Annotated in this window: 27 protein-coding genes and 1 pseudogene; 24 read left to right on the top strand and 4 right to left on the bottom strand. The window is 65.2% G+C overall.

Features of this window, described 5'->3' with window-relative positions; all coding sequences use genetic code 11:
• Positions 1 to 35 precede the first annotated feature (35 nt).
• The 12 genes from RX327_RS28360 (at position 36) to RX327_RS28305 (ending at position 10,643) form a co-directional block, all read left to right on the top strand.
• Positions 36 to 647 (top strand): chromate transporter, encoded by a 612-nt coding sequence (locus tag RX327_RS28360; protein WP_317247773.1) that lies wholly within the window; start codon positions 36 to 38, stop codon positions 645 to 647.
• Positions 644 to 1,177, top strand: a complete 534-nt coding sequence (locus tag RX327_RS28355; protein WP_317247772.1) for a chromate transporter — start codon at positions 644 to 646, stop codon at positions 1,175 to 1,177. The genes RX327_RS28360 and RX327_RS28355 overlap by 4 nt, the downstream gene beginning before the upstream one ends.
• Before the next feature lie 93 nt (positions 1,178 to 1,270).
• Positions 1,271 to 1,771 (top strand): tripartite tricarboxylate transporter TctB family protein, encoded by a 501-nt coding sequence (locus RX327_RS28350; protein WP_317247771.1) that lies wholly within the window; start codon positions 1,271 to 1,273, stop codon positions 1,769 to 1,771.
• A gap of 7 nt (positions 1,772 to 1,778) precedes the next feature.
• The gene (locus RX327_RS28345) at positions 1,779 to 3,293 is read left to right on the top strand and encodes a tripartite tricarboxylate transporter permease (RefSeq protein ID WP_317247770.1); all 1,515 of its coding nucleotides are present in this window, start codon (positions 1,779 to 1,781) and stop codon (positions 3,291 to 3,293) included.
• 134 nt (positions 3,294 to 3,427) lie between these two features.
• The gene (locus tag RX327_RS28340; RefSeq protein ID WP_317247769.1) at positions 3,428 to 4,408 is read left to right on the top strand and encodes a tripartite tricarboxylate transporter substrate binding protein BugD; all 981 of its coding nucleotides are present in this window, start codon (positions 3,428 to 3,430) and stop codon (positions 4,406 to 4,408) included.
• A 174-nt stretch (positions 4,409 to 4,582) separates the two neighbouring features.
• Positions 4,583 to 5,377, top strand: coding sequence for a thymidylate synthase (locus RX327_RS28335; protein ID WP_317247768.1), 795 nt, complete (start codon positions 4,583 to 4,585; stop codon positions 5,375 to 5,377).
• 20 nt (positions 5,378 to 5,397) lie between these two features.
• A complete protein-coding gene (locus tag RX327_RS28330) occupies positions 5,398 to 5,883 on the top strand; it encodes a GNAT family N-acetyltransferase (RefSeq protein WP_317247767.1) in 486 nt (161 codons plus the stop codon).
• The gene (locus tag RX327_RS28325; protein ID WP_317247766.1) at positions 5,883 to 6,413 is read left to right on the top strand and encodes a dihydrofolate reductase; all 531 of its coding nucleotides are present in this window, start codon (positions 5,883 to 5,885) and stop codon (positions 6,411 to 6,413) included. Before RX327_RS28330 ends, RX327_RS28325 begins: the two co-directional genes overlap by 1 nt.
• A gap of 128 nt (positions 6,414 to 6,541) precedes the next feature.
• A complete protein-coding gene (hflK, locus tag RX327_RS28320) occupies positions 6,542 to 7,681 on the top strand; it encodes an FtsH protease activity modulator HflK (RefSeq protein ID WP_317247765.1) in 1,140 nt (379 codons plus the stop codon).
• Complete coding sequence (locus tag RX327_RS28315) at positions 7,678 to 8,577, top strand: protease modulator HflC (RefSeq protein WP_317247764.1); 900 nt, start codon at positions 7,678 to 7,680, stop codon at positions 8,575 to 8,577. Before hflK ends, RX327_RS28315 begins: the two co-directional genes overlap by 4 nt.
• A gap of 94 nt (positions 8,578 to 8,671) precedes the next feature.
• The gene (locus RX327_RS28310; RefSeq protein WP_028332483.1) at positions 8,672 to 8,872 is read left to right on the top strand and encodes a DUF2065 domain-containing protein; all 201 of its coding nucleotides are present in this window, start codon (positions 8,672 to 8,674) and stop codon (positions 8,870 to 8,872) included.
• 268 nt (positions 8,873 to 9,140) lie between these two features.
• A complete protein-coding gene (locus RX327_RS28305) occupies positions 9,141 to 10,643 on the top strand; it encodes a Do family serine endopeptidase (protein ID WP_317247763.1) in 1,503 nt (500 codons plus the stop codon).
• A 119-nt stretch (positions 10,644 to 10,762) separates the two neighbouring features.
• Here RX327_RS28305 and serB read toward each other — a convergent pair whose 3' ends face one another.
• Complete coding sequence (gene serB, locus RX327_RS28300) at positions 10,763 to 11,665, bottom strand: phosphoserine phosphatase SerB (protein WP_317247762.1); 903 nt, start codon at positions 11,663 to 11,665, stop codon at positions 10,763 to 10,765.
• On the opposite strand from serB, the gene miaA reads away from it, so the two are divergent.
• The 8 genes from miaA to ilvC all read left to right on the top strand — a co-directional run bounded on the left by miaA (position 11,664) and on the right by ilvC (position 19,771).
• Positions 11,664 to 12,593 (top strand): tRNA (adenosine(37)-N6)-dimethylallyltransferase MiaA, encoded by a 930-nt coding sequence (gene miaA, locus RX327_RS28295; RefSeq protein WP_317251341.1) that lies wholly within the window; start codon positions 11,664 to 11,666, stop codon positions 12,591 to 12,593. The genes serB and miaA overlap by 2 nt on opposite strands.
• Before the next feature lie 439 nt (positions 12,594 to 13,032).
• Positions 13,033 to 14,808 carry an acetolactate synthase 3 large subunit gene (locus tag RX327_RS28290; protein ID WP_317247761.1) on the top strand — a complete coding sequence of 592 codons (1,776 nt, stop codon included), beginning with the start codon at positions 13,033 to 13,035 and terminating at the stop codon, positions 14,806 to 14,808.
• A 16-nt stretch (positions 14,809 to 14,824) separates the two neighbouring features.
• On the top strand, positions 14,825 to 15,811 hold the full coding sequence (locus RX327_RS28285) for a threonine dehydratase (RefSeq protein ID WP_050385498.1): 987 nt from the start codon (positions 14,825 to 14,827) through the stop codon (positions 15,809 to 15,811).
• A gap of 21 nt (positions 15,812 to 15,832) precedes the next feature.
• A complete protein-coding gene (gene ilvN, locus RX327_RS28280; protein ID WP_028177127.1) occupies positions 15,833 to 16,375 on the top strand; it encodes an acetolactate synthase small subunit in 543 nt (180 codons plus the stop codon).
• A 3-nt stretch (positions 16,376 to 16,378) separates the two neighbouring features.
• Positions 16,379 to 17,074 carry a class I SAM-dependent methyltransferase gene (locus RX327_RS28275; RefSeq protein ID WP_317247760.1) on the top strand — a complete coding sequence of 232 codons (696 nt, stop codon included), beginning with the start codon at positions 16,379 to 16,381 and terminating at the stop codon, positions 17,072 to 17,074.
• Positions 17,075 to 17,109: 35 nt separating this feature from the next.
• Positions 17,110 to 17,985, top strand: coding sequence for an EamA family transporter (locus RX327_RS28270; RefSeq protein WP_317247759.1), 876 nt, complete (start codon positions 17,110 to 17,112; stop codon positions 17,983 to 17,985).
• A 7-nt stretch (positions 17,986 to 17,992) separates the two neighbouring features.
• Complete coding sequence (locus tag RX327_RS28265; RefSeq protein WP_050385435.1) at positions 17,993 to 18,601, top strand: LysE family translocator; 609 nt, start codon at positions 17,993 to 17,995, stop codon at positions 18,599 to 18,601.
• Between the two features lie 150 nt (positions 18,602 to 18,751).
• Positions 18,752 to 19,771 (top strand): ketol-acid reductoisomerase, encoded by a 1,020-nt coding sequence (gene ilvC / locus RX327_RS28260; protein ID WP_028137983.1) that lies wholly within the window; start codon positions 18,752 to 18,754, stop codon positions 19,769 to 19,771.
• Between the two features lie 101 nt (positions 19,772 to 19,872).
• On the opposite strand, the gene RX327_RS28255 is transcribed toward ilvC, so the two are convergent.
• Together RX327_RS28255 and RX327_RS28250 are read right to left on the bottom strand one after the other, a co-directional pair.
• Entirely contained in the window at positions 19,873 to 20,979 is a 1,107-nt protein-coding gene (locus tag RX327_RS28255; RefSeq protein ID WP_283087957.1) for a DUF2336 domain-containing protein, read from the bottom strand.
• 193 nt (positions 20,980 to 21,172) lie between these two features.
• The gene (locus tag RX327_RS28250) at positions 21,173 to 22,192 is read right to left on the bottom strand and encodes an adenylate/guanylate cyclase domain-containing protein (RefSeq protein ID WP_317247758.1); all 1,020 of its coding nucleotides are present in this window, start codon (positions 22,190 to 22,192) and stop codon (positions 21,173 to 21,175) included.
• A 172-nt stretch (positions 22,193 to 22,364) separates the two neighbouring features.
• On the opposite strand from RX327_RS28250, the gene RX327_RS28245 reads away from it, so the two are divergent.
• Positions 22,365 to 22,730 carry a lysozyme inhibitor LprI family protein gene (locus RX327_RS28245; protein WP_244482229.1) on the top strand — a complete coding sequence of 122 codons (366 nt, stop codon included), beginning with the start codon at positions 22,365 to 22,367 and terminating at the stop codon, positions 22,728 to 22,730.
• Between the two features lie 28 nt (positions 22,731 to 22,758).
• Positions 22,759 to 22,992 (top strand): hypothetical protein, encoded by a 234-nt coding sequence (locus RX327_RS28240; protein ID WP_028332471.1) that lies wholly within the window; start codon positions 22,759 to 22,761, stop codon positions 22,990 to 22,992.
• Between the two features lie 12 nt (positions 22,993 to 23,004).
• Here RX327_RS28240 and RX327_RS28235 read toward each other — a convergent pair whose 3' ends face one another.
• Positions 23,005 to 23,625, bottom strand: coding sequence for a hypothetical protein (locus tag RX327_RS28235; RefSeq protein WP_050385438.1), 621 nt, complete (start codon positions 23,623 to 23,625; stop codon positions 23,005 to 23,007).
• Positions 23,626 to 23,732: 107 nt separating this feature from the next.
• Here RX327_RS28235 and RX327_RS28230 point away from each other — a divergent pair, with 107 nt between their 5' ends.
• Entirely contained in the window at positions 23,733 to 24,440 is a 708-nt protein-coding gene (locus tag RX327_RS28230) for a TetR/AcrR family transcriptional regulator (RefSeq protein WP_050385439.1), read from the top strand.
• A 171-nt stretch (positions 24,441 to 24,611) separates the two neighbouring features.
• Positions 24,612 to 26,326: pseudogene (locus tag RX327_RS28225) on the top strand (sulfatase-like hydrolase/transferase).
• The last annotated feature ends 13 nt before the right edge of the window (positions 26,327 to 26,339 follow it).

Below are 26,339 nucleotides of genomic sequence, written 5' to 3'. Positions count from 1 at the left end.
TTGGCGCTGTCCCGGCGCCGTTCTAGGTTTTGCCCATGCCCCCGGAATCTCCGCCGGTTGCCGCCCCGGCGCCGGATGCCTCCGCACCATCGCCGCCCCATCAGCCCGGCCTGGTCGCGCTGTTTCTGGCCTTCGCCAGGATGTCGCTGGCGGGTTTCGGCGGGGTCCTGGTGTTTGCCCGGCGAGCGATCGTCGAGCAGCACCGCTGGATGACGGCGGACGAGTTCAACGAGACCTTTGCGCTCTGCCACTTCCTGCCCGGGCCCAACATCGTCAATCTGTCGATGGTGTTCGGATCGCGGCTGCGCGGCATCGCCGGCGGCGTTGCCGCCTTCGCCGGGCTGGTCGGGCCGCCGATGGTGATCGCGACCATCCTTGCCGCGCTCTATGCCCGTTACGGCGACATCGACGTGCTGCGCCGGACGCTCGCCGGCGTCGCCTGCGCCGCGGTCGGGCTGCTGTTCGCCGTCGTCTTCAAGATGATGATGCCGCTCCTGAAGCGGCGCGACGTCACGGGCCTCGTCATTCTGGCTGCGGTTTTCGTCGCGATCGGACTGATCCGCTGGCCGCTCCAGATCGTGCTGCTGGTGGCGATCCCGCTCAGCATTGCGACGACGGTCCTGGCGCGCCGCATGGTGCGGGCATGAGCTCGGAGTCCAACCCGATCGCGACGCTGGTCTGGACCTTCGGCCTGATGTCGCTGTTTGCGGTCGGCGGCGCTAATTCGGCGATTCCCGAAATGCACCGTGCCGCCGTCGACGTGCACCACTGGCTGACCGACAAGCAGTTCGCCGACGTATTCGCGATCGCGCAGCTCTCGCCAGGTCCGAACGTGCTTATCGTGACGTTAATCGGCTATGCCGTGGCCGGCGTCCCCGGCGCGCTGGCGGCGACGCTGGCGATGTGCCTGCCGACGGCGCTGCTTGCCTATTATGTCAGCCGTTTCCTCGATCGCTCGCGCGACGCGCGCTGGCCGGCGATGATCCAGGCGGCACTGGTTCCGCTGTCGATCGGTCTGATGGCGGCGTCCGGCCTGATCGTGGCGCAGACCTCAGACCAAAGTTGGATCGCGGTTCTGATCACCATTGTCGCGGCCGCGCTTGCTTTTGCGACGCGGATCAACCCTTTGTGGATGTTGCTGGCCGGAGGCCTCTTGGGTTTCGCTGGCGTTATCTGACGAAAATCGCTAGCAAGGCTTTCGGTCAACGCACCACAAACCAAGCCATTCAATCAAAACGGGCGGGACAGCCCTGACGGGGGAAGCGAAGTCATGAGCGATACGCCGAGCGAGGCGCCGGTCAAATCGATCTTGCCGAAATGGGTGCGCGGTCCGCAGGATTTTGTCGGCGGGCTCGCCATGATGGCGGTTGCGCTGTTTGCCTTGTGGGCCTCGAGCGATTTGCAGGGTATGCACGGATTTTCGTTCGGCGCCGGAACCGCGCCGCGCATGTTCGCCGTGCTGCTGCTGTTGCTCGGCGGTGGTGTCGCGCTGATGGGAGTTCTGCAGGCCGGCCCGCATATCGCGGCCTATTCCTGGCGCGGCCCGTTGTTCGTATCCGCCGCAATCGTGTTCTTCGCATTGGCGATCCGGCCGCTCGGGCTTGTGGTCTCCGCCTTTGCCGCCTTCATGATCGCGGCGATGGGCTCGCAGGAGACGAAGTTGGTCGAGGCCGTCATTGTCGGCGCCTGCCTGACGCTCGGCTGCGCCATCCTGTTCCCCACTGTGCTCGGGCTGCCGATGCCGATGTACCCGCGTTTCCTGATCCAGTGAGGGCGTGATGGATATTTTTGCCAACCTCGCTCACGGCTTCGCCGTCGCATTCTCTCCGATCAACCTTCTGATGTGCCTGATCGGCGCCCTCGTCGGGACGCTGGTCGGCGTGCTCCCGGGCATCGGCACCATTGCGACGGTCGCAATGCTGCTGCCGATCACCTTCGGACTGCCGCCGGTCGGCGCGCTGATCATGCTCGCCGGCATCTATTACGGCGCCCAGTATGGCGGCTCGACCACGTCGATCCTGGTCAATATTCCAGGCGAGGCGACATCGGTGGTCACCGCCATCGACGGGCACCAGATGGCCAAGCAGGGCCGCGCCGGCCCGGCGCTGGCGATCGCCGCGATCGGCTCGTTCTTCGCCGGCTGCGTCGCGACCGTCCTGATTGCCATCCTCGGCGCGCCGCTCACGAAACTGGCGCTGGCGTTCGGCCCGGCCGAATATTTCTCGCTGATGGTGCTCGGCCTGATCTTTGCGGTGGTTCTGGCCAAGGGCTCGGTGCTGAAGGCGATCGCCATGATCGTGTTCGGCCTGCTGCTGTCGATGGTCGGCTCCGACATCGAGACCGGCGCCTCTCGCATGGCCTTCAACATTCCCGAGCTCGCCGACGGTCTCGGCTTTGCGACCGTGGCGATGGGCGTGTTCGGCTTTGCCGAGATCATCCGCAACCTCGACCATGGCGCCGGGATGAACCGCGACCTCGTGCAGCAGAAGATCACCGGCCTGATGCCGACCAAAAAGGATCTGCTCGACTCGGCGCCGCCGATCCTGCGCGGCACCGTGCTCGGCTCGATCCTCGGCATTCTGCCCGGCGGCGGCGCGGTGATCGCATCCTTCGCGGCCTATACGCTCGAGAAGAAGCTCGCCAAGAACCCGTCGCGGTTCGGCCGCGGCGCGATCGAGGGCGTGGCGGGGCCGGAAAGCGCCAACAACGCCGCGGCGCAGACCTCGTTCATCCCGCTGCTCACCCTTGGCATCCCGCCGAACGCGGTGATGGCGCTGATGGTGGGCGCGATGACCATTCACGGCATCGTGCCGGGTCCGCAGGTGATGCAGAAGCAGCCGGACCTCGTCTGGGGCATGATCGCCTCGATGTGGATCGGCAATCTGATGCTGATCATCATCAACCTGCCGCTGGTCGGAATCTGGGTGCGCCTCTTGCGCGTGCCGTACCGGCTGATGTTCCCCTCGATCGTGATCTTCTGCGCGATCGGCATCTATTCGGTGAACAATGCACCGGTCGACGTCATCCTGGCCGGTATCTTCGGTCTCGTCGGCTACTGGCTGATCAAGCACGATTTCGAGCCGGCGCCGTTGCTGCTCGGCATGGTGCTGGGACCGCTGATGGAAGAGAATCTTCGCCGCGCGCTGCTGATCTCGCGCGGCGACTGGAGCGTGTTCGTCACGCGTCCGTTGTCGGCGGTGTTGCTGGCGGTTGCGGCGGGTCTCCTGGTGCTGGCCGTGCTGCCGACCTTGCGTGCCAAGCGCGACGAAGTGTTCGTGGAGTCCGAGGGCTGAGCGAGCTGCCGGCCCCGCGTCGCCGCGCCGCAGGCGGAAGTCGAATCGACACTCGATGTCGTCCCGTGAAATGAAAATGCCGGCCGATTTGGCCGGCATTTTTATTGGTCAAACGTTCCCGGGAGGAAATTGAGATGATGTCCATTCGCTCGCTTGCGGGCGCATGCCTTTCGGCATTTGTCGCGCTCGGCGCATTCGCCGTACCGGCGTCTGCGCAAAATTACCCGACGCGCAGCATCACCATGATCGTGCCGTTCGCGGCCGGCGGGCCGACCGATGTCGTCGCGCGCATCGTCACCTCGCACATGGCGCAGACGCTGGGACAAAGCATCATCATCGAGAACGTCGTCGGTGCCGGCGGCACCACCGCGACCACGCGCGCCGCGCGCGCGGCCAATGACGGCTATACGCTGATCACCGGTCATATGGGCACGCATGCCGCATCTGTGCCGCTCTATCCGAAGCTGGCCTACCATCCCGAGAAGGACTTTGAGCCGATCGCGCTGCTCGCGGGCACGCCGATCCTGATCCTTGCGCGCAAGGACTTTCCGCCGAAGGACCTCAATGAGTTCGTCACCTATGTAAAGGCGAACGCCGAGAAGGTGAACGCCGCGCATGCCGGCGTCGGCTCGGTCTCGCATGTCTCCTGCGAATTGCTGCACTCGATCCTCGACATCAAGCCGGTCGGCGTGCCCTTCAACGGCACGGGACCTGCGATGAACGCGCTGGTGGCGGGCCAGGTCGATTACATGTGCGACCAGATCGTCAACGCCGTGCCGCAGATCAACGCCGGCACCATCAAGGCCTATGCAATCGCAACGCCGGAGCGCAATCCGTCGCTGCCGAACGTGCCGACGACGGCAGAAGCGGGCCTGCCGAAGTTCCAGGCCCAGGCCTGGAACGCGATATTCGCGCCCAAGGGAACCTCGCCCGCGATCGTCGCCAGCCTGAACGCTGCGGCCGTCAAGGCGCTCGATGACGCGACCGTGCGCAAGCGCCTGCTCGAGCTCGGCAGCGTCATCCCGGGCCCCGCCGAACGGACGCCGGAATCGCTGGCCGCCCTCGTCAAGAACGAGATCGCGAAGTGGACCCCGGTGCTCAAGCCGGCAACTTAATCCAGTACAATCAAGTGGATAGGATAGGGGCGGGACGCGAGTTCCGCCCCTTGTCGTTTGGCGCGGAGTGCTCATTTTTCAGGGTATAATCGGTACGTTCAGCCGAATCAGCGTGCCGACCGGCGGCCTTGGCCGCTACATTGGTCGTTCTCTCGAAAGCCCGAAACAGACGCCATGCACCAGTATCAGGACCTGCTCGAGCGGATTCTTTCAGACGGCGCCGAGAAGACCGACCGGACCGGTACCGGCACGCTTTCCGTGTTCGGCCACCAGATGCGGTTCAATCTGTCCGCCGGCTTCCCGATGCTGACCACCAAGCGGCTGCCGCTGAAGGCGATCGTGCACGAGCTGTTGTGGTTCCTGAAGGGCGACACCAACATCAAATATCTGCGCGACAACGGCGTCACCATCTGGGACGAATGGGCGGACGCCAATGGTGATCTCGGCCCGGTGTACGGCCATCAATGGCGCTCCTGGCCCACGGCCGACGGGCACAGCATCGACCAGATCGCTGGCGTGGTCGAGATGATCAAGCGCACTCCCGATTCCCGCCGGCTGATCGTCACCGCCTGGAATCCGGCCGACGTCGAGAAGATGGCGCTGCCGCCCTGCCACCTGCTGTTCCAGTTCTATGTCGCGAACGGCAGACTGTCGTGCCAGCTCTATCAGCGCTCGGCCGACGTCTTCCTCGGCGTGCCTTTCAACATCGCCTCCTATGCGCTACTCACCATGATGGTGGCGCAGGTTACGGGGCTGAAGCCCGGCGACTTCGTGCACTCGCTCGGCGACGCGCACCTCTACTCGAACCATCTCGAGCAGGCGCGCCTGCAGTTGACGCGGCCGACGCGACCGCTGCCGACGATGGCGATCAATCCGGACGTGAAGGATATCTTCGCGTTCCGCTACGAGGACTTCAAACTCGAAGGTTACGACCCGCATCCGCACATCAAGGCCGAGGTCGCGGTATGAGTTGCGGTCCGAGGGATTGAATGTCGCTGACGATTCGCCGCGCGCGGCCCGATGAGGCCGGACTGGTGTTCTCGCTGGTCCGCGAACTCGCCGAATACGAAAAGCTTCTGCATGAGGTTCACGCCAGCGAGGCCGACATCGCTGACGCGCTGTTCGGCGCCAATCCGCGGCTTTATTGCGACATCGCGGAATGGAACGGCGAGCCTGCCGGCTTCGCGGTCTGGTTCGTCAACTTCTCGACCTTTGCCGGCCGTCACGGCATCTATCTCGAAGACCTCTTCGTGCGTCCGGCGCTGCGCGGCAAGGGCATCGGCAAGGCGCTTTTGATGCATCTGGCGAAGCAATGCCTCGCCAATGGCTGGTCGCGCCTGCAATGGGCGGTGCTCGACTGGAACGCGCCGTCGATCGCGTTCTACAAGTCGCTGGGCGCCGTCATGATGGACGACTGGACGCTGTGCCGCGTCACCGGCGAGGCGCTGTCGGCTCTCGCGGAAGGGGCGCGCTGATGGAGATCGTGCTCGTCGTTGCGGTCGCCGAGAACGGCGTGATCGGGAGCGACAACGCCATTCCGTGGCGGCTGAAATCCGACCAGCAGCGTTTCAAGGCGATTACGCTGAACAAGCCCGTCGTCATGGGTCGCAAGACCTTCGAATCCCTGCGCCGGCCGCTGCCGGGCCGCACCAACATCGTGATCACGCGCGATGCGAACTACCGCGCGCGCGGCGCCATCGTCACGACGTCGTTTGAAAACGCCCGCGCCATTGCGCTTGGCGACGCGCTGCGGCGTTTCGCCACTGAGATTGCCGTCATCGGTGGCGCGGAAATCTACGCGCAATGGATGGGCACCGCCGATCGCCTTGAGATCACCGAGGTCCATGCCCGGCCGGACGGCGACACGCGGTTCGACAAAATCGATGCGCAGCAGTGGGACGAGGTGGCGCGCGTGCGAAATCCGGCAGGTCCCGACGACAGCGCCGACTTCTCCTATGTGACATATCGTCGGCGGGCGGCCGGGGTTAACCAATGTTTGCATTGACAATTATGCCCCGGCGCATAGCTCGTCCGGCCAGGAAGCTTGCGTTGTAAGGGCCCTAGCGGTCCCCTATAACCGGGCCGGACATTCGAGGCCGGGCGTCCCGTCCGGACTTGCCGAGGAGATGTTTGATGCCGTGGAAGAATCAGGGCGGTGGCCCATGGGGCTCGGGTCCAAAGGGACCATGGGGCTCAGGCCCGCAACCGGTCGGGCCGAGGCCGCCGGATCTGGAAGACCTTCTGCGGCGCGGCCAGGACCGCCTCCAGCAGTGGCTGCCCGGCGGGCATTTCAGCGGCATGGGCGTCGCGCTGGTGCTGGTCGCCGCGCTGGCGATCTGGTTCGCGACGGGCTTCTTCCGCGTGCAGTCCGAAGAGCTCGGCGTCGTGCTGCGCTTCGGCAAGCATGTCCGCACCGTGCAGCCGGGCCTGAACTATCATCTGCCTTATCCGATCGAGACCGTGCTGCTGCCGAAGGCGCTGCGCGTCAACACCACCTCCATCGGCATGACGCTGATCGAAGATCCGGCGCGGCGCGGCCGTTCCATTCGCGACGTGCCTGAAGAGAGCCTGATGCTGACCGGCGACGAGAACATCGTCGACGTCGACTTTACCGTGCTCTGGCGCATCAAGCCGGACGGCGTCGGCGACTTCCTCTTCAACATCCAGAATCCCGAAGGTACCGTGAAGGCGGTCGCCGAGAGCGCGATGCGCGAGGTGATCGGCCGCTCGCAGATCCAGCCGATCCTGACCGGCGCGCGGAACGTCACCGAGCAGAACGTGCACGAACTGATCCAGAGGACTCTGGACAGCTACGGCGCGGGTATCCAGATCAGCCAGGTGCAGATGCAGAAGGTGGATCCGCCGGCGCAGGTGATCGATGCCTTCCGCGACGTCCAGGCAGCGCGCGCCAATCTCGAGCAGCTGCAGAACGAAGCGCAGACTTACGCCAACCAAGTGATCCCGCAGGCGCGCGGCCGTGCCGCGCAGATCCTGCAGGCTGCCGAGGGCTACAAGGAGCAGGCGGTCGCCGAGGCCAAGGGCCAGAGCGCGCGCTTCCTGAAGGTCTACGACGAGTACAAGAAGGCGCCCGACGTGACGCGCGAACGGATCTATCTGGAAACCATGGAAAAAGTGCTCGGCGGCTCCGAGAAGCTGGTTTACGACGGCGGCCCGGGCCAGAACATCGTGCCCTACCTTCCGCTCGGCGAACTGACGCCGCGGCGGCCGGCGGCACCGGCCACGACCGGCCAGCAGCAGGGAGCCACCCGATGAGGTCTCCCGTCACCGGCATTGTATCCCTGATCATCCTCTTCATTGTGCTCGCCGTCGGCTACAGCTCGCTGTTTACGGTGCAGCAGACCGAGCAGACGATCGTGCTCCAGTTCGGCAGGCCCGTCGACGTCGTCACCGCGCCCGGCCTGCATTTCAAGGCGCCGTGGAATTCGGTGATCAAGATCGACAAGCGGATCCTCGACCTGGAGAATCCGTCGCAGGAAGCGATCGCGTCCGACCAGAAACGGCTCGTGGTCGACGCCTTCGCGCGCTACCGCATCAAGGATGCGTTGCGCTTCTATCAGAGCATCGGCTCGATCCAGGCTGCCAACGTCCAGCTCACCACGCTCCTGAACGCGGCGCTGCGCCGCGTGCTCGGCGAGGTCACCTTCATCAACGTGGTGCGCGACGACCGCGAGAAGCTGATGCAGCGCATTCGCGACCAGCTCGATCGCGAGGCCGACGGCTACGGCATCGAGGTCGTCGACGTCCGGATCCGCCGTGCCGACCTGCCGGAGCAGAACAGCCAGGCGGTCTACCAGCGCATGAAGACCGAGCGCGAGCGCGAGGCCGCCGAGTTCCGCGCACAGGGCGGTCAGAAGGCGCAGGAGATCAAGTCAAAGGCCGACCGCGAGGCCACCGTGATCGTCGCCGAGGCCAACTCGGCCGCGGACCAGACCCGCGGTGCGGGTGACGCCGAGCGCAACCGCCTGTTCGCCGAGGCTTACGGCAAGGACCCCGACTTCTTCGCCTTCTATCGGTCGATGACGGCCTATGAGAACGGGCTCCGTTCGAACGACACCCGCTTCCTGCTGCGACCGGATTCGGATTTCTTCCGATTCTTCGGCGGTGCAAACGGCAAGTTGCCCGAGGCGGCCGCCGCGCCGAAACAGTAGCGTCACGACTTGAACACCAGGACTTGGCGGCGATGCGGATGACGCTTCGCCGCCGACCAAAAACAACAAGTATCGAGCGGGAGGCTGCCATCCGATGAAGTCCATAGCGTTCGGCGACTTCCTCATCGGGTTGGGAATCCTGTTCGTGCTCGAAGGCATCCTGTTCGCGGCAAGCCCCGCCTGGATGCGCCGGGCGATGAAGAGCGCGCTGGCGACACCCGACAACATCCTGCGCATCGTCGGTATCGGCTCGGCGGTCGCCGGGCTTGTCCTGATCTGGGTGGTGCGGAGATAGTCGCCGTTCCGGAGCATGCGAAGCATGACCGCCAATGCGCGATCGCGCATCGGGGAACCTCGAGATTTCTCAAAGGCGCGCAATTGCGACCCCGGGGTTCAGCCCGTCGGGCTGCCGCGGGAATGACAAGCAAGACTGAACATAATCGTGAGCCTCTCGCAGCCGGTTTTTCGCCGAAATGCCCGGCTGAGATGCTTGCGCCGTGTGCCCGTTCGGGCGCACTCTGTAACTAGCTCATTTGGACCCGTTTGCCTGGAGAAACTCCGACATGACCGCTGCCAGACCAGCCCTGAGCCGTCGCTTCCGCATGATGGGAGCCGCGATCTCGATCGGTGCTGCAAGCATGCTGAGCTCCGTGCCGGCATTCGCACGCGGTCCGGATGGCATCGCCGACGTCGCCGAGAAGGTGATCGACGCGGTCGTCAACATCTCGACTTCCCAGACGGTCGAGGCCAAGGGCGGCGGCGGCAGCAACACCATGCCGCAACTGCCGCCCGGCTCGCCGTTCGAAGAGTTCTTCGACGACTTCTTCAAGAACCGCCGGGGTCCCGGTGGCGGCAGCAAGGGCGGCGACAACCCGCCGCGCAAGACCAACTCGCTCGGTTCCGGCTTCATCATCGACGCATCAGGCGTCGTCGTCACCAACAACCACGTCATTGCGGACGCCGACGAGATCCACGTCATCCTCAACGACGGCACCAAGATCAAGGCCGAGCTGGTCGGCGTCGACAAGAAGACCGATCTCGCCGTGCTCAAGATCAAGCCGCCGAAGCCGCTGGTCGCGGTCAAGTTCGGCGACTCCGACAAGCTGCGCCTGGGCGACTGGGTGGTCGCGATCGGCAACCCCTTCAGCCTGGGAGGCACGGTGACCGCCGGCATCGTCTCGGCCAAGAACCGCGACATCTCATCAGGACCATACGACAGCTACATCCAGACCGACGCCTCCATCAATCGCGGCAATTCCGGCGGTCCGCTGTTCAACCTCGACGGCGACGTCATCGGCGTCAACACGCTGATCATCTCCCCATCCGGCGGCTCGATCGGCATCGGCTTCGCCGTGCCGTCGAAGACGGTGGTGGGCGTCGTCGATCAGCTCCGCCAGTTCGGCGAGCTGCGCCGCGGCTGGCTTGGGGTGCGCATCCAAAGCGTCACTGACGAGATCGCCGAGAGTCTCAACATCAAGCCGGCGCGCGGTGCGCTGGTCGCCGGCGTCGACGACAAGGGCCCGGCCAAGCCCGCCGGCATCGAGCCCGGCGACGTCGTCGTCAAGTTCGACGGCAAGGACGTCAAGGATCCGAAGGACCTGTCCCGCGTCGTCGCCGACACGGCGGTCGGCAAGGAGGTCGACGTCGTCATCATCCGCAAGGGGCAGGAAGAGACCAAGAAGGTCACGCTCGGCCGGCTCGAGGACAACGAGAAGGTTCAGCAGGTCAACGCCAGGTCGAAGGACGACACCGCCGAGAAGCCGGTGACGCAGAAGGCGCTTGGCCTCGATCTCGCGACGCTGAGCAAGGATCTGCGCACGCGCTACAAGATCAAGGACAGCGTCAAGGGTGTGGTCGTCACCAATGTCGACGCCAATTCGGACGCGGCCGAGAAGCGCCTGTCCGCCGGCGACGTCATCGTCGAGGTGGCGCAGGAGGCCGTTTCCAGCGGTGCCGACATCCAGAAACGGGTCGATCAGCTCAAGAAGGACGGCAAGAAATCGGTGCTGCTGCTGGTCTCCAACGGCGACGGCGAGCTGCGTTTCGTGGCGCTGAGCGTGCAGTAACTTCATCCGTCATTCCGGGGCGATGCGAAGCATCGAACCCCGGGGGCGCAGTTGCGCCCTGGGAACCTCGAGATTCCGGGTTCGGTCCTCCGGACCGCTCCGGAATGACTTCCCGTCACCTATCCGACGAACTCCTCCCGCCGATATCCCTGCGCATAGAGCAGCGCGGTGAGATCGCCGTGATCGATCCGCGCGGCTGCGGCCGCCGCCACCGCGGGCTTGGCGTGATATGCCACGCCGAGCCCCGCGGCCTGGATCATCGCAAGATCATTGGCGCCGTCGCCGACCACGACGGAGTCGATGTCGTCGAGATCGAAGGACTCGGTGAGCTCGATCAAGGTGGCGAGCTTGGTGGCGCGGCCGAGGATCGGCTCGACCACCTCACCGGTCAGCTTGCCGTCCGCGACCTGCAGCTGGTTGGCGCGGTTCTCCTGAAAGCCGACCTTCGCCGCAACCACCTTGGTGAACAGCGTGAATCCGCCGGAGACGAGGCAGGTATAGGCGCCGTTCGCGCGCATGGTCGCGACCAGTGTTCTGCCGCCCGGCGTCAGCGTGATGCGCCTGGCCAGCACCTCGTCGACCACGCTTGCGGGCAGGTCCTTGAGCAGCGCGACGCGCTCGCGCAGCGCCGGCTCGAACTCGATCTCGCCGCGCATCGCGCGCTCGGTGATGGCGGCGACATGCGCCTTCACCCCGACGAAATCGGCGAGCTCGTCGATGCATTCCTGGCCGATCATGGTGGAATCCATGTCGGCGAGAAAAAGCTTCTTGCGCCGGGCGCCGACTGGCTGCACGACGATGTCGATGGGCAGGTCGCCGCGGGCCTGGCGAAGGCGTTCCTCGATCGCCTTGATACCGTCCCTGCTGCTATCCTCGCTTTCGAACGGAATGTCGGCAGCGACTTCGTTGAATAGCCACTGCGCCGGGCCGGGTGAGGGCAGCACGGCGCGGGCGCCATCGACGATGGTCGAGTCGAGCGCGGGATTGTCGGGGTTGCAGATCAGCGTGGCAACGAGGGACATGCAGGCGCATTCGGGATTGTTGAACAAGGCCGTGCTTATCGCAGGCCCGACCGCCAGCGGCAAGTCGGCGCTGGCGCTCGAGCTTGCGCTCGCCGCCGGCGGCGTCGTCATCAATGCCGATTCCATGCAGGTCTACCGCGACCTCCGCATCATCACGGCGCGGCCGACGGCAGGCGAAGAGGCGCTGGTTCCGCACCGGCTCTATGGCCATGTCGACGCCGGCGTGAATTTCTCCGCTGGCGCTTGGGTGGCCGATGCGGCGAAGGGACTTAGTGAGGCGCGTGAGCAGGGACGGCTGCCGATCTTCATCGGCGGCTCGGGCCTCTATTTCAAGGCGTTGACGCGCGGCTTGTCGGCGGTGCCGCCGATCCCGGCTGATGTGCGCGATGGTGTGCGCGCACGGCTCGAGCAGCACGGCGTCGAGGCACTGCATGCCGAGCTTGCAGCGCGCGACCCGGTGTCGGCCGAGCGGCTGAAGCCGCGCGACCGCACCCGCATCGCGCGCGCGCTCGAGGTGGTCGAGGCCACCGGCCGCCCGCTGCCGGACTGGCATCGCGAGGGCCTGCCGCCACTGCTGCCGCCGGGCGATTTTCATGCGCTGTTTCTCGCGCCGGCGCGCGAGACGCTCTATGCACGGATCGACGCCCGGTTCGGTGTCATGCTCGATACCGGCGCGCTCGACGAGGTCGCGGCGCTGGCGGCGCGTGGCCTCGATCCGCTGCTGCCGGCGATGAAGGCCCATGGCGTGCCGGCCTTGATCCGGCATCTGAGGGGAGAGATCCGCCGCGAGCAGGCGGCTGAGATCGGCCGGGCCGACACCCGCCATTATGCGAAGCGCCAGTTCACCTGGTTTCGCCATCAGCTCCCGGAATTCGAATGGGTGGCGCCGGACGCGGCGAAGGCGTGGCTACAGGAGCGGATCCCGTAGCCCGGATGGAGCGCAGCGAAATCCGGGGCCTTTCCCCGGGGGGCATCGGCCCCGGATTTCGCTTCGCTCCATCCGGGCTACGGCTTACCGGCCGCACGCCCGTCTGCCATGCGCGTTTCGTCACGCAAAAACGCTCGCCGAACGAGCGGAACCCCGGTAGAGTACGGAAATCGCGAAAATGCTTGCCTTGCCTTGACATCCGGGCTTTGGCCGCTATGTTTCGCGCAACCTTTGGGAAGCCGATCGCCTGCCATGCGTAACATTATTACCAAACTCCTTATCGCCGTCGTACCCAGGCACACCGCCGGGGATGGCTAGCTGCCATCCACAAGACAGGCGGTGTGCATGGGCCCTCTTCGGGGCCTTTTTTATTTCCCGAACCCGAACTGACGAGAACTGACAAAAGCCGCGCAAAAACAAGCGCATCCGGAGCAAGCCAATGAGCGACAAGAGCCACGATCCGAACCAGATGACCGGCGCCGCGATGATCGTCCGCGCGCTCATCGATCACGGCGTGACCGACATTTTCGGCTATCCCGGCGGCGCGGTGCTTCCGATCTATGACGAGATCTTCCAGCAGAGCGAGGTCCAGCACATCCTGGTCCGACACGAGCAGGGCGCGGGCCATGCCGCCGAGGGCTATGCGCGTTCGACCGGCAAGCCGGGCGTTGCGCTGGTGACCTCCGGTCCCGGCGCCACCAACATGGTGACGCCGCTCACCGACGCGCTGATGGACTCGATCCCGCTGGTCTGCATCTCCGGCCAGGTGCCGACGCATCTGATCGGCAACGACGCGTTCCAGGAATGCGACACTGTCGGCATCACGCGCCCCTGCACCAAGCACAATTGGCTGGTGCGCGACGTCAACGATCTCGCCAAGGTGCTGCACGAAGCCTTCTATGTCGCGACCTCCGGCCGGCCCGGCCCGGTGCTGGTCGACGTGCCCAAGGACGTGCAGTTCGCGACCGGCACCTATCATCCGCCGCGCAAGTCCGACGTGCACCGCTCCTATGCGCCGCGCGTGAAGGGCGATGCGACGCAGATCCGCAAGGCCGTGGCGCTGCTGGCCAATGCCAAGCGCCCCGTGATCTACAGCGGCGGCGGCGTGATCAATTCGGGTCCCGAGGCCTCGAGACTGCTGCGCCAGCTGGTCGAGGTCACCGGCTTCCCGATCACCTCCACGCTGATGGGTTTGGGGGCGTACCCGGCCTCGGGCAAGAACTGGCTCGGCATGCTCGGCATGCACGGCACCTACGAGGCCAACATGACCATGCATGATTGCGACGTCATGCTGTGCGTCGGCGCGCGCTTCGACGACCGCATCACCGGCCGCGTCGATGCGTTCTCCCCGGGCTCGAAAAAGATCCACATCGACATCGACCCGTCCTCGATCAACAAGAACATCCGCGTCGACGTGCCGATCATCGGCGATTGCGGCAACATCCTCGGCGACATCCTCCAGGTGTTCAAGGCGGAGGCGAAGAAGCCCGACATCAAGAGCTGGTGGCAGCAGATCGCGCAGTGGCGCGCCCGCAACTCGCTCTATTACAAGAAGAGCAACGACGTCATCCTGCCGCAGCATGCGATCCAGAGCCTGTTCGAGGCCACGCGCGGCAAGGACACCTACATCACGACCGAGGTCGGCCAGCACCAGATGTGGGCGGCGCAGTTCTACGGTTTCGAGGAGCCGCATCGCTGGATGACGTCGGGCGGTCTCGGCACCATGGGCTACGGCCTGCCGGCCGCTGTCGGCGTGCAGGTGGCCCATCCCGACAGTCTCGTCATCGACATCGCAGGCGATGCCTCGGTGCAGATGACGATGCAGGAGATGTCGACGGCGGTGCAGTACGAGCTGCCGATCAAGATCTTCATCCTGAACAACCAGTACATGGGCATGGTGCGGCAGTGGCAGCAGCTGCTGCACGGCAACCGGCTGTCGCATTCCTATTCGGAGGCGCTGCCGGATTTCGTCAAGCTCGCCGAAGCCTATGGCGCCGTCGGCCTCCAGGTGCACAAGCCCGGCGATCTCGACGGCGCCATCCAGGAGATGATCTCGGTCAAGCGCCCCGTGCTGTTCGACTGCCGCGTCGCGGCGCTCGAAAACTGCTTCCCAATGATTCCGTCCGGCAAGGCGCATAACGAGATGCTGCTGCCGGAAGAGGCGACCGATGAGGCCACCGCGAAGGCCTTCTCCGGTGGCAAGGCGCTGGTGTGAGGTGAGGGCGGCTTCCATGTTTGACCTCAACGAGCTCGAGCGCGCGCACCGGATCGTCGGCACCGCAGTGCCGGCGACGCCGGCGCACGCCTGGCCGCTGCTGGCCGAGCGGCTCGGCACCGAGGTCGTGGTCAAGCATGAGAACCACACGCCGACCGGCGCCTTCAAGGTGCGCGGCGGCCTGGTCTATCTCGCGCGGCTGAAGCGCGAGCGCGCCGATGTGCCCGGCATCATTTCGGCGACGCGCGGCAATCACGGCCAGAGCCTGGCGTTCGCGGCAGGGCGTCACGGTGTGCCGGCGACAATCTACGTGCCGCGCGGCAACTCGGTCGAGAAGAACCGCGCCATGCACGCGTTCGGGGCCGAGCTCGTCGAGCACGGCGACGACTTCCAGGCCGCGCGGGAAGAGGCCGAGCGCCGCGCCCAATTCGCCGGCCTGCACATGGTGCCGTCGTTCCACCCGGACCTCGTGCTGGGTGTCGCGACCTACGCGCTCGAGCTGTTCCGTACCGCGCCCGAACTCGACATTCTCTATGTGCCGATCGGGCAGGGCTCCGGCATCTGCGGCTGCATCATGGCGCGCGACCTGCTTGGGCTGAAGACCGAGATCGTCGGCGTACAGTCGACCGAGGCGCCGTCCTACGCGCTGTCGTTTGCGGCCGGAAAGATCGTCACCACCGGGACCAGCAACACCCTTGCCGACGGCATGGCGACGCGGATTCCGGACGCGGATGCGTTCGCACTGATCCAGAAGGGCGCCTCCCGCATCGTGCAGGTCAGCGACGACGAGGTCGGGCAGGCGATCCGCGCCTACTGGACCGACACCCACAATCTCGCCGAGGGCGCGGGCGCTGCGGCGCTCGCGGCCGCGCTGCAGGAAAAGAACAGGCTCGCCGGCAAGCGGGTCGGCCTGATCCTGAGCGGCGGCAATATCGATTTCGATCTGTTCCGGACCTGGATCGGAACGGATGCTGCGCCGGCCGCCGAGCGGGCGGTGGCGTGAACAGAATGTGAGGGGACGACAATGAACCAGCCCGCATCCGCCTATTTCATCGAGGACCGCCACGATCCCAACGAGACGCACACGCTTGCGGTGCTCGTGCAGAACGAGCCGGGCGTGCTCGCGCGCGTCATCGGCCTGTTCTCGGGTCGCGGCTACAACATCGAGAGCCTCACGGTCTCGGAGACCGAGGCCCAGAAGCATCTGTCGCGAATCACCATCGTCACGACGGGTACGCCGATGGTGATCGAGCAGATCAAGCACCAGCTCGATCGCATGATCCCGGTCTACCGCGTCGTCGACATGACCCTGACCAGGCGTTCGATCGAGCGCGAGCTGGCAATGGTCAAGGTGCGCGGGCAGGGCGAGCACCGGGTCGAGGCGCTCAGGCTGGCGGATGCATTCCGCGCCCGCGTGATCGACGCCACCACCGAGAGCTTTGTGTTCGAGATCACAGGCAATACGGACAAGATCAACCAGTTCATCGACCTGATGCGCCCGCTCGGCCTTGTCGAGGTGTCGCGCACCGGCGTCGCCGCGATCGGCCGCGGACCTGAAGGGATGTGAGCCATGTTGGCGCGCGACTGGTACTACACGCAACGGCGGCAGGTCGGTCTCGATACCGCGGTGGCCTCGATCTATGACGTCAGCGAGGACAGCGATGTCCGTGCCCGCCAGGCGCTGACCATGCTCGGCGTCAAGCCGGGCTGGCGTATCGCCGATATCGGCTGCGGCAACGGCGTGCTCGCCACCGAAGCCGCGCTGATGGGCGCAGAGGTCGACGCCATCGACATCTCGCCGGCGATGCTGGCGCTCGCCGAGATCTACGCCCGCGACCGCAAGGCGAAGATCCGGACCCAGCCGGCCGGCCTGCTGTCGTTCGCCTACCAGCCGAACTCCTATGACCTGATCGTCAGCGAGTTCACGCTGCACCATCTGCCGGATTTCTGGAAGGCGGTGGCGATGTCGCGGATCTTCAACGCGTTGAAGCCCGGCGCGAACTTCTATCTGCGCGACATGGTGTTCGTCGGCATGCCCGACGGTGTCGATCGCGATGTCGAAGGTTGGGCCGACTTTCAGATCAAGAACCACGATTTCGTGCGGGAGAGCGTGGTGACGCATATGCGCGACGAATATTCCACCTTCGGCTGGGTGATGGAGCGGATGCTGACCGACGTCGGCTTCACGCTGGTCTCGGCCGACTACCATGCACCCATGCACGGCACGTATCTGCTGCGCAAACCGAAGCCCGACGAACAGATCTAGATCCCGACCGAAACGGAAGCAAAAGAAGAACAACAATGAAGCCGGCCGATGTTGGCATCGCCGTCATGGTCGCGGTGATCTGGGGGCTTGCGTTCGTCGCAAGCCGGATCGCGCTCGATGAGTTTTCGCCGGAGCTGATGACGACGCTGCGCTTCGCCATCGCCGCGCTGCCGTGCCTGTTCCTGCGCAAGCCCGGCGTTTCCTGGCCGCTTCTGATCGCGATCAGCGCCACGCTGTTCCTCGGCCAGTTCCTCGCACAGGCCTTTGCGATCGCGCATGGCGTTCCGGTCGGGCTTTCCAGCGTGATCGTGCAGAGCCAGGCGCTGTTCACAATTGCCTTCGCCGCCGTGGCCTTCGGGGAAATCCCGACGCGGACCCAGGCGATCGGCATCGCGATCGCCGCGCTCGGCCTGCTGATGATCTGCGGGACGGTCGGCTACGACTTCAGCGTCGCCGCATTTGCGATCATCATGATCTGCCCGATCAGCTTCGCGATCGGCAATCTTCTGCTGCGGCAGGCGAACGGCGCGCCGATGCTCGATCTGTTCGCCTGGCTGTGCCTATCCGCCGCGGTGCCGCTTGCGGTGCTGACCTTGATCACGAACGGCCCTCAGCCGACCTGGCATGCGCTGACCCATATGTCGCTGACCGGGCTCGTCTGCATGCTCTGCCTCGGCGGCATCTCCACCAGCATCGCCTATTGGCTGTGGGGCCGCCTGTTGCGCGACTATCCCGCCGCGCAAGTGGTGCCGTTCGCGCTGCTCGTGCCGTTCGTCGGCTCGGCCGCCTCCAGCATCGTGTTCGGCGAGCGGTTCGGACCGTTGCGCCTCGCCGGCATGCTGACCGTGATCGGCGGCATCGCCGTGATGGTGCTGGCGAAGCGGCCAAAAGCTCTGCCGAAAGTCGCGTGAGGGCGCCATGTCGAATTCGCTGCTGTTTGCCTTTGTCGTGTTCGCCGTCGTGATGTTCTTCACGCCGGGCCCCAACAACATCATGCTGCTGTCGTCGGGGCTGACCTACGGCTTCCGCCGTACGGTGCCCCATATGGCCGGCATCACGGTCGGCTTCGCCTTCATGGTCGGCGCGGTCGGCGTCGGGCTGGGGACCGTCTTCATCGCCTATCCGGCGCTGCAGACGATTCTGAAATATGGCGGCGTCGCCTACCTGATCTATCTCGCAGCCGTCATCGCCATGGCCGAGCCGCCCTCGGCGGACAAGGACGACAGGGGCGGCCGCGGCCCGATGACATTCTGGGGCGCCGCCATGTTCCAGTGGATCAATGCCAAGGGCTGGGTGATGGTGATCGGCACCATCACGGCCTATGCGGCGATTGCCGCTTTTCCCTGGAACATCGCGATCCAGGTCGGCCTGAGCCTTGTCCTGGGCACGGTGTCCTGCGTCGTCTGGGCGCTGTTCGGGACCGCCTTGCGGCCGATCCTGACCTCGCCCCGGGCGATCCGCGCCTTCAATGTGGTGATGGCCATCCTGCTGCTGGCCTCGCTCTACCCGGTCTTCATGGACGCATGATGCCGCACCGCGCCATGCGAGATGAGGGTTTCCCCTGAGGGGGAAAATGCTCTAGACAACGCCGGAAATTCGCGGGCGCCCGGCGGTTCTGACCTTCCGAAAGCCTGATTCATCGGCCGATTTTGGCCCCCTTCAAACGAGGAAACGACCATGCGTGTTTACTACGATCGCGACGCCGACCTGAACCTGATCAAGGGTAAGAAGGTCGCCATCGTCGGCTATGGCAGCCAGGGCCACGCCCATGCGCTCAACCTGAAGGATTCCGGCGTCAAGGAAGTCGCCATTGCGCTGCGCAAGGGTTCGGCCTCGGCCAAGAAGGCGGAGAACGCCGGCTTCAAGGTGATGGAAGTCGCCGAAGCCGCCAAATGGGCCGACCTCGTCATGATGCTGACGCCGGACGAACTCCAGGGCGACATCTACCGCGAGCACCTGCACGACAACATGAAGAAGGGCGCCGCCCTGGTGTTCGCGCACGGCCTCAACGTCCACTTCAACCTGCTCGATCCGCGCGCCGACCTCGACGTGCTGATGATCGCGCCGAAGGGCCCCGGCCACACCGTGCGCTCGGAGTACCAGCGCGGCGGCGGCGTGCCCTGCCTGATCGCGATCGCCAAGGACGTCTCGGGCAACGCCCATGACCTCGGCCTGTCCTATGCTTCCGCCATCGGCGGTGGCCGCGCCGGCATCATCGAGACCACCTTCAAGGAAGAGTGCGAGACCGACCTGTTCGGCGAGCAGGTCGTGCTCTGCGGCGGCCTGGTCGAGCTGATCAAGGGCGGCTACGAGACCCTGGTCGAAGCCGGCTACGCGCCGGAGATGGCCTATTTCGAATGCTTGCACGAAGTGAAGCTGATCGTCGACCTGATCTATGAAGGCGGCATCGCCAACATGAACTACTCGATCTCCAACACCGCCGAATACGGCGAGTACGTCACCGGCCCGCGCATCATCACCGACGAGACCAAGAAGGAGATGCGCAAGGTTCTGGCCGACATCCAGGGCGGCAAGTTCGCCCGCGACTGGATGCTGGAAAACAAGGTCAACCAGACCTCGTTCAAGGCGACCCGCGCCAAGCTCGCCGAGCATCCGATCGAGGAAGTCGGCGCCAAGCTGCGCGACATGATGCCCTGGATCAAGAAGGGCGCCCTAGTCGACAAGAGCAAGAACTGAGAGATTGCAGGGCGAGAGCGGTTCGCTTGCCCTGCACGCCAAAAGTAAAAAGGGTGGGCGCGTTGCCCACCCTTTTCTTTTTCACAATGGCGCAGCGGCCGCTAGCCGGCCGCCATCGGCTGCTTCTCGATCCTGTTGTGCAGCTGCCAGAACCGCACCGTGCGCTGCGCGGTTTCAAGCGAGAGCCGGCGGTAATCGCGCTGCGCGATCTCGAGCGTCGCATTGTCGAGCGGCAGCGGCAGCGGCCGCTTGCGCAGGATGCTTTCGACCGTCGGCCAGTTGAGCCGCGCCGAGCGGCACGGGATCAGGATCAGGTCGGAGCGAAGGCCGAGCATCAGGCGTTCGATCATCGCGATCGGCATGTCGTTGAGCACGGCGAGCGCGACCGTGACCTCGTCGAGCTTGCCCTCTTCGGCGAACTTGTAGACGGCCGCATCGTCGAGCTCGTTCAGCTGCTTCATCAGCTTGACCAGCTCTTCGGCGATGCCGTAGTTGCGGCGCGGCGCCGCGGCCTCTTCCTGGGCGATGTCGTTCAGCACCTGGCTGATCTCTTCGCGCGCCCTGGGCGACGCGATCGAGAGCAGGCGGGCGCGCACCGTATCCTTGGCGCGCTGCAGCAGGTCGCGCAGCAGCTTGGCCGGAATGTCGATGCGCAGCCCGAGGATCTCGACCAGCTCGTCGTCGCCTTCGGCGCGGGCGACGATGCTGGAATAGCCGTTGTCGGAGAACTGCGCGCCGGCGTTCTTGGCGAGACGCCGGATCACCTTGTCCTCGCCGCGGTCGATGATCACGTCGGTGACGGAAGGCGGCAGGTTTTCCCGCGCGGAGATCGCGAACAGGTGGTCCTGGCCCTTGCTGCTCGCGATCTCGCGCAGCGCCTCGTTCGTGAGGCGGCTGGAGTGGGTCAGCACGTCGCCGGCGACGCTGATGTCGTCGTCCCAGGCGAGGTGCTGAATCACCTCGAACGGCGCATAGTCGAGCGGTGCGAGCCGCTTGCTGAGCTCGGCCCGCGCACGCGTCTCGACGCGCGCGACCAAGAGGCAGAGCACGTCGTCGAACACCTTGACCTGTTCATCGTTGAGGCGGTCGCCGTCGTTCAGGAACAGATCGGTGACCTGCCGCAGCGTCTGCACGCGCTTGGCTGATGTCCCGTCCCGGACCGCATCCTCGAGTTCGGCAATAATCGATTGTGACGCCTGTTGCGCCATCGATGGGCAACCTTGTTTTTGTTGAATGACACCTGTTTGGGCACCATGCGGGGCGCGGTCTTACACCCGCGTTAAGGTGGAACCCGGTGCAAATACGGTGTGCGTCGCATCCTTAACAGGCTGCGACCGGACTCAATTCAATGCGCGCTTTCGGCTCGGCGGAAGCTGATGCCGATACATTTTAAGAGATTGTTCAGGACGATACGCGCCGCGCGACGGAAAAGATGTCGATCGACGCAGCACGTCCGCGCAATTGCGTCGAGCCGAGCGGCTCGACGACTAAATCCCGGTCCGGCGGCAGCAGGCGGAGCAGGTTGCCCGATACCAGCACGGGACGGCCGGCCTCCTTGCAATGCGCCTGCAGCCGCGCCGTGACGTTCACGGTGTCGCCGAAATAGGCGATCTGCCGCCGCGAGTCCCCGCATTCCGCGATGACGACCGGACCGGCATGCATCCCGGCCCGAAACGCGGGCACCACGCCGAACTCCTTGCGATATTGATCGGCGCGCTTGGCGAGGCGATCCTCGATCGCGAACACGCAATCCAGATACTGCCGCGATCGTCCGTCGGCATTGACCGGCCATGTCACAATCACTTCGTCGCCGACATAGGCGTGGACTTCGCCGCCGTGCGACACGATCGGCTCGTCGATGTCGAAGAAGAATCGCGTCAGCAATTCCTGCACGCGCAGCTCGCCCATCGATTCCGCTAGCGTCGTCGAGCCGATCAGGTCGAGGAACAGCAGCACGCGCTCCTCGCGCACCGGCTGCCGATAGCGTCCGAGCACGATGCTGAGCAGCGTATGCCCGCCGATCATCCGGACCAACTCGTAGATCGTCGTGATCGGGATCGACAGCAGCAGGCCGACGCCAATGATCTTCAGGAAGGTTTCGCGCATCCACTTGGCTTCGAGCCCATGCCCGTAAAGCACGACTTCCAGCATGATCGCGGCGGCCGCAACGATGACGGCGAGGATCACAGAGCGGCCGATCAGCTCGACGATGAGTGATTGCCGTCGCAGCCAGCCACCACGTGCGGCCAGATAGAGATGCGTCGCCCAGACGATCACCGTGAGGGCTGCGCCGTCGAGGGCGCTGCGCACATAATTCGAGACGGAGGCCTCGTCGGACTCATCGAAAGCATAGCGAAACAGCCCACCGACGAGCAGGCCGAACACCGCCAAGACGATCACAGGCGTCACGGCGCGCCGCATGGTCCCCTCCATGCATATGAAATATCCTGCGCGGACCGGGAAGGCCAGCCGCGGCGCGGCCGGCGGTGGACGGGATGCATGGCGGCGGCACTCACGTATGCTGCGACGACAGGAACGATCGAACAGGGAAAGTGGCATGACATCGGCTGTCACGACAGGCGCGTGCAGGCTCATGGCCGTTCTGACGGCCGTCTCCATCGCCTTCACCGCGCCGGTTGCCCGCGCCGGCGATCAGAGCGTTGGCGAGCCATCCTGCGACGGCGGCACCTACCAGATGGTCGAATGCCTCAAGGCCAAGACCGCGCAGTGGGACAAGCGGATGAACGTCGCCTACCAGAAGGCGTTGAAGGATGTCGCCGACGACAAGCAGCGCGAACAGCTGCGCACCGCGCAGCGGCTATGGATCCAGTATCGTGATGCCAACTGCCTGTATTACGACCTCGGCGAGGGCACTATCGCCCGGCTCGATGCCGGCGAATGCATGCGCAGCATGACCGAAGCCCGCGCTAAGGAACTGGAAAATCTTGGCCATCAGTGAGCCATCTTCCGGAGTCAGGACCGAGGTCATGACTGATGGAAAAAGCCAGGACGAATTGACCCAGCTTGCCGAGGAGGCGCTGCGCGCCCAACCCGGCTGCGAAACCGCGCGCGTGCCGGCGATCGCCGCGTTGCCCGATGCGCAGATCGGACGCAACTGGGAGATTCCGAACGTCGTGCTCGGCGACAGCCTGATCAGCGACGTCGATCGTGCGGTGCTGTCGGTTCATCGCCAGCTTGGCCGCAAGTTTCACCTGGTGTGAGGCGGCTTGATCTCAGCTCGCCTGTGCCTGACGTGGCGCAGGCCGGCCGGCCATGCTGATCATCCTGAGCGCGAACACCGCAGCGAGCGGCACGAGGAATAGCGCGTAAAGCGGCATCTCGGGAATCCGCTTGCCGAACGAGACCATGAACTGCAGCAGCAGATAGTAGCCGCCGATCAGATGCAGCCTGCGCCAGGCGCGCGGGCCGAGCAGTGCAGCCGTGCGATCGAACGAAGTCGCGGTCAGCGCGATGATGGCGAGATAGCCGATACCGCCGAAGACGTAGGAGACGATCGAGGTCACGGCCGCAAAGCCGGGTGGATCGAGCATCGCGAAGGCTGCGATCGCGACCGCATGGATGGCGTGCGAGGCCGCGAAGGTGACGCCCAAATAACGGCGGTTGCGGCGCTGCCAGTGCGTCCAGGCGTTCGGCCACAGCCGCGCCAGCGCCGCCGTCGAGAAGGCGAGGCAGAAGAACAAAAGCGAGGTCCGCGCCGTGAAACGGATCACCATCCGAACGCCCTCGACCTCGAACTGCCGCATCGCGGCGATCCAGATCGAAAGCCCGATCAGGGTGAGCGTGAGCAGGCCAAACAGCCGCCAGCCCTCGAACCAGTTGCGATGCGTCGCCATATCCCGCCTCCCATTTATGTAATCACCAGTTACATTTCGTGCCCGCGCGCAGTCAATCTGTGTAATCATCGCTTACATTCACAAGCGGGTGATGCTAGAGGATCGCCATGCGCCGCCCCGCCAAAAGCCCGCCCACCCTCCGCCGGCCCGCCAAGCCGCGTCCGGTCGCGACGCGGGCGCAGGCGGCCAGGCCGTACCACCACGGCGACCTCCGCCGGGTCCTGATCGATGCCGCCATGCAACTGGTCGGCGAGGGCGGGCCGGAGGCGGTCAGCGTGCGCGAGGCCGCGCGCCGCGCTGGGGTCTCGCCGGGCGCGCCGTTCCGGCATTTCCCGAGCCGGGACGCCCTGATGAATGCGGTGGCGGAGGAGGCGCAACGCCGCTTTCGCGCCGAGATCGAGGCGGCGATGGCCGAGGCGCCGTCAGGCGATCCGCTCGGCCGCTTCCGCTATCTCGGGATCGCCTATCTGCGCTGGGCGATGAAGAACCCGGCCCATTTCGAGATCATCTCCAGCCGCCGCTTTTTCGACCACGACCGCTCGGCCGCCGTCTCCAGCGACAATGCCGAGTTGATCGGCCTGACCGAGCGCACGCTGGCGGAGGCATTTTCAGACGGCCAACTCGGGACGCGCGATCTCAGGCAGGTCCAGATCGCCGGCCGCGCGCTGGTCTATGGCTTCGCGCGGATGCACATCGACGGCCATTTGCCGCGCTGGGGTGTCGGCGATGCGGAGGTCGAGCAGATGGCTGCCGACATCGTCGATCTGTTCATCGCCGGTATCGCGAGCCACGCCGCGCCGGCCGCCAAGGTTTAACGCACGCGCGCTGCTTGCCGCGGCCAGGCCTGGGCGGGCAAATTCATTGCGCGTTCATGACGATTCAATTACGGTTTTGTGACGCGGCCCAGACACCGGCTGTGCCGCATGCCTCCTGGCCGTTGCCAGTCAAGGCGGTGGCATTGCGCCGGGTTGTACTGCGTCCCGCCCATGGCGCCCGCGCCTCAGCAAAACTCCTCCGTTGCCGCACTGGCCGGCGGTCTTGCCGCGCTTGGCATCTGGCGGTTGATGGCGGTCGCGGCACCGCATTTCGGCGCGCTGATCCTGATGCTGCGCACCGAGACCGATTTCGGCTCGCGGCTTTGCTTCCTGCTCACTTGGGGAATCCTGAACTTCCTGTTCATCGCGCTGCTGCGCCGGCCGGCGCTGTCGGGCGCTCTGTCGCTGACGCTGGTCGTGGTCTTGGTGCTGCTGTCGCGGTTCAAGCACGACGTGGTGCAGATGACCGCGAACTTCGTCGACCTGATGGTGATCGACCGCGACACCGCGGCGTTCCTGCTGACGATCTTCCCGAGCCTGCGCTGGTCGATCATCGGCGCCGGCCTCGTCACGCTGCCCCTGATGTACGCGCTGTGGTGGCTCGATCCGTTCCGCATCCGCCGCCTGCCGGCTGCGGCGGCCTGCCTCGCCTGCACCGCAGCGCTCTCGGGCTATGCCTTCGCCTGGCCGGACGAGGCCTGGCGCGGCTATTACGACGACGGTTACCTCTCGAAGTTCGCGCGCTCCGGCGTGACCGCGGTATCCGATTTCGTCGCCTATGGCTTCATGGAGTCGGATCCGACCGCGAGCGATCGGCTCAACATGCCGCTGGTCGATGCCTGCCATCCCGCCGGCCGCCGGCCGAACATCGTCATGATCCATGATGAATCGAGCTTCGACATCCGCGCGGCGCAGGGCATCAAGGTGCCGCAGGGCTATGGCAGCCACTTCACGTCCTGGGACGGCAAGCAGCGCACGTTCCTCGCCGAGAGCAATGGCGGACCGAGCTGGTTCACCGAATACAACGTGCTCGCGGGGCTTTCCTCGCGCTCGTTCGGACGCTTCGCCTATTTCGTCACACGCATTGCCTCGAGCCGGGTTGAGCGCGGCCTGCCGCTGGCGCTGCGCCGTTGCGGCTACGAGACGCTGTCGCTCTATCCCGCCAACGGCGGCTTCATGGGCGCGCGCAGCTTCCAGATGACGACCGGCATCGAGCGCTTTCTCGATTCGAAAGACCTCGGCATGCGAAGGACGTCGAACCCGACAGCTTCTTCTACGACAAGGCGCTCCAGCTGATGGGCCAGCAGAAGACGTCAGGCACGCCGCTGTTCACCTTCATCTATCTCGGCGCCAATCATTTCCCCTGGGAGACCAAATTCCATCCCGAGTTGCTGCCGTCGTGGAAGCGGCCGGGCAACAAGCCCGCGGTCGACGAATATCTACGCCGGCAGGCGATGAGCGCCAACGACTATGCCGACTTCGTCGCGGCGCTGAAGAAGAAGTTTCCGGCGCAGCCTTTCCTGATCGTGCGCTACGGCGATCACCAGCCGGAATTCGCACCGCAGATCCTCGAGCCCGGGCTCGACGAGGGCGCTCTCGGCAAGAAGCTGGACAATTACGATCCGCGCCTCTACGCGACCTATTATGCGATCGACGCCGTCAATTTCGAGCCGCTGAAGAGCGCGGCGGTGATGGACACGATCGACGGTCCCTATCTGCCGCTGGTGATCCAGGAAGCTGCCGGCATCCCGCTCGACCCGTCCTTCGCCGAGCAGAAGGAGATCATGCTCCGCTGCAACGGCGCATTCTATTCCTGCAAGGACGGCGCAGAAGCGCGCCGCTTCAACCGCCTGTTGATCGACGCGGGGATCATCAAGGGACTTTGAGCATGCTTCGCGG

Origin of the sequence: Bradyrhizobium sp. BEA-2-5, from assembly GCF_032918025.1 — a bacterium.
In the GTDB taxonomy this organism is placed as follows: Bacteria; Pseudomonadota; Alphaproteobacteria; order Rhizobiales; family Xanthobacteraceae; genus Bradyrhizobium; species Bradyrhizobium pachyrhizi.
The sequence above is the reverse complement of the archived record's forward strand: the minus strand, read 5'-3'. Positions and strand labels throughout refer to the sequence as shown.

Coding starts and splice junctions, on each gene's coding strand:
- RX327_RS28240 (WP_028332471.1), top strand. CDS start 22,759: ATGACTGATGGAAAAAGCCAGGACGAATTGACCCAGCTTGCCGAGGAG.
- RX327_RS28305 (WP_317247763.1), top strand. CDS start 9,141: ATGACCGCTGCCAGACCAGCCCTGAGCCGTCGCTTCCGCATGATGGGA.
- RX327_RS28355 (WP_317247772.1), top strand. CDS start 644: ATGAGCTCGGAGTCCAACCCGATCGCGACGCTGGTCTGGACCTTCGGC.
- RX327_RS28350 (WP_317247771.1), top strand. CDS start 1,271: ATGAGCGATACGCCGAGCGAGGCGCCGGTCAAATCGATCTTGCCGAAA.
- serB (WP_317247762.1), bottom strand. CDS start 11,665: ATGTCCCTCGTTGCCACGCTGATCTGCAACCCCGACAATCCCGCGCTC.
- RX327_RS28245 (WP_244482229.1), top strand. CDS start 22,365: ATGGCCGTTCTGACGGCCGTCTCCATCGCCTTCACCGCGCCGGTTGCC.
- RX327_RS28255 (WP_283087957.1), bottom strand. CDS start 20,979: ATGGCGCAACAGGCGTCACAATCGATTATTGCCGAACTCGAGGATGCG.
- RX327_RS28235 (WP_050385438.1), bottom strand. CDS start 23,625: ATGGCGACGCATCGCAACTGGTTCGAGGGCTGGCGGCTGTTTGGCCTG.
- RX327_RS28285 (WP_050385498.1), top strand. CDS start 14,825: ATGTTTGACCTCAACGAGCTCGAGCGCGCGCACCGGATCGTCGGCACC.
- RX327_RS28325 (WP_317247766.1), top strand. CDS start 5,883: ATGGAGATCGTGCTCGTCGTTGCGGTCGCCGAGAACGGCGTGATCGGG.
- RX327_RS28230 (WP_050385439.1), top strand. CDS start 23,733: ATGCGCCGCCCCGCCAAAAGCCCGCCCACCCTCCGCCGGCCCGCCAAG.
- RX327_RS28330 (WP_317247767.1), top strand. CDS start 5,398: ATGTCGCTGACGATTCGCCGCGCGCGGCCCGATGAGGCCGGACTGGTG.
- RX327_RS28265 (WP_050385435.1), top strand. CDS start 17,993: ATGTCGAATTCGCTGCTGTTTGCCTTTGTCGTGTTCGCCGTCGTGATG.
- RX327_RS28270 (WP_317247759.1), top strand. CDS start 17,110: ATGAAGCCGGCCGATGTTGGCATCGCCGTCATGGTCGCGGTGATCTGG.
- miaA (WP_317251341.1), top strand. CDS start 11,664: ATGCAGGCGCATTCGGGATTGTTGAACAAGGCCGTGCTTATCGCAGGC.
- RX327_RS28275 (WP_317247760.1), top strand. CDS start 16,379: ATGTTGGCGCGCGACTGGTACTACACGCAACGGCGGCAGGTCGGTCTC.
- RX327_RS28335 (WP_317247768.1), top strand. CDS start 4,583: ATGCACCAGTATCAGGACCTGCTCGAGCGGATTCTTTCAGACGGCGCC.
- RX327_RS28345 (WP_317247770.1), top strand. CDS start 1,779: ATGGATATTTTTGCCAACCTCGCTCACGGCTTCGCCGTCGCATTCTCT.
- RX327_RS28360 (WP_317247773.1), top strand. CDS start 36: ATGCCCCCGGAATCTCCGCCGGTTGCCGCCCCGGCGCCGGATGCCTCC.
- RX327_RS28310 (WP_028332483.1), top strand. CDS start 8,672: ATGAAGTCCATAGCGTTCGGCGACTTCCTCATCGGGTTGGGAATCCTG.
- RX327_RS28250 (WP_317247758.1), bottom strand. CDS start 22,192: ATGCGGCGCGCCGTGACGCCTGTGATCGTCTTGGCGGTGTTCGGCCTG.
- RX327_RS28315 (WP_317247764.1), top strand. CDS start 7,678: ATGAGGTCTCCCGTCACCGGCATTGTATCCCTGATCATCCTCTTCATT.
- RX327_RS28290 (WP_317247761.1), top strand. CDS start 13,033: ATGAGCGACAAGAGCCACGATCCGAACCAGATGACCGGCGCCGCGATG.
- ilvN (WP_028177127.1), top strand. CDS start 15,833: ATGAACCAGCCCGCATCCGCCTATTTCATCGAGGACCGCCACGATCCC.
- hflK (WP_317247765.1), top strand. CDS start 6,542: ATGCCGTGGAAGAATCAGGGCGGTGGCCCATGGGGCTCGGGTCCAAAG.
- ilvC (WP_028137983.1), top strand. CDS start 18,752: ATGCGTGTTTACTACGATCGCGACGCCGACCTGAACCTGATCAAGGGT.
- RX327_RS28340 (WP_317247769.1), top strand. CDS start 3,428: ATGATGTCCATTCGCTCGCTTGCGGGCGCATGCCTTTCGGCATTTGTC.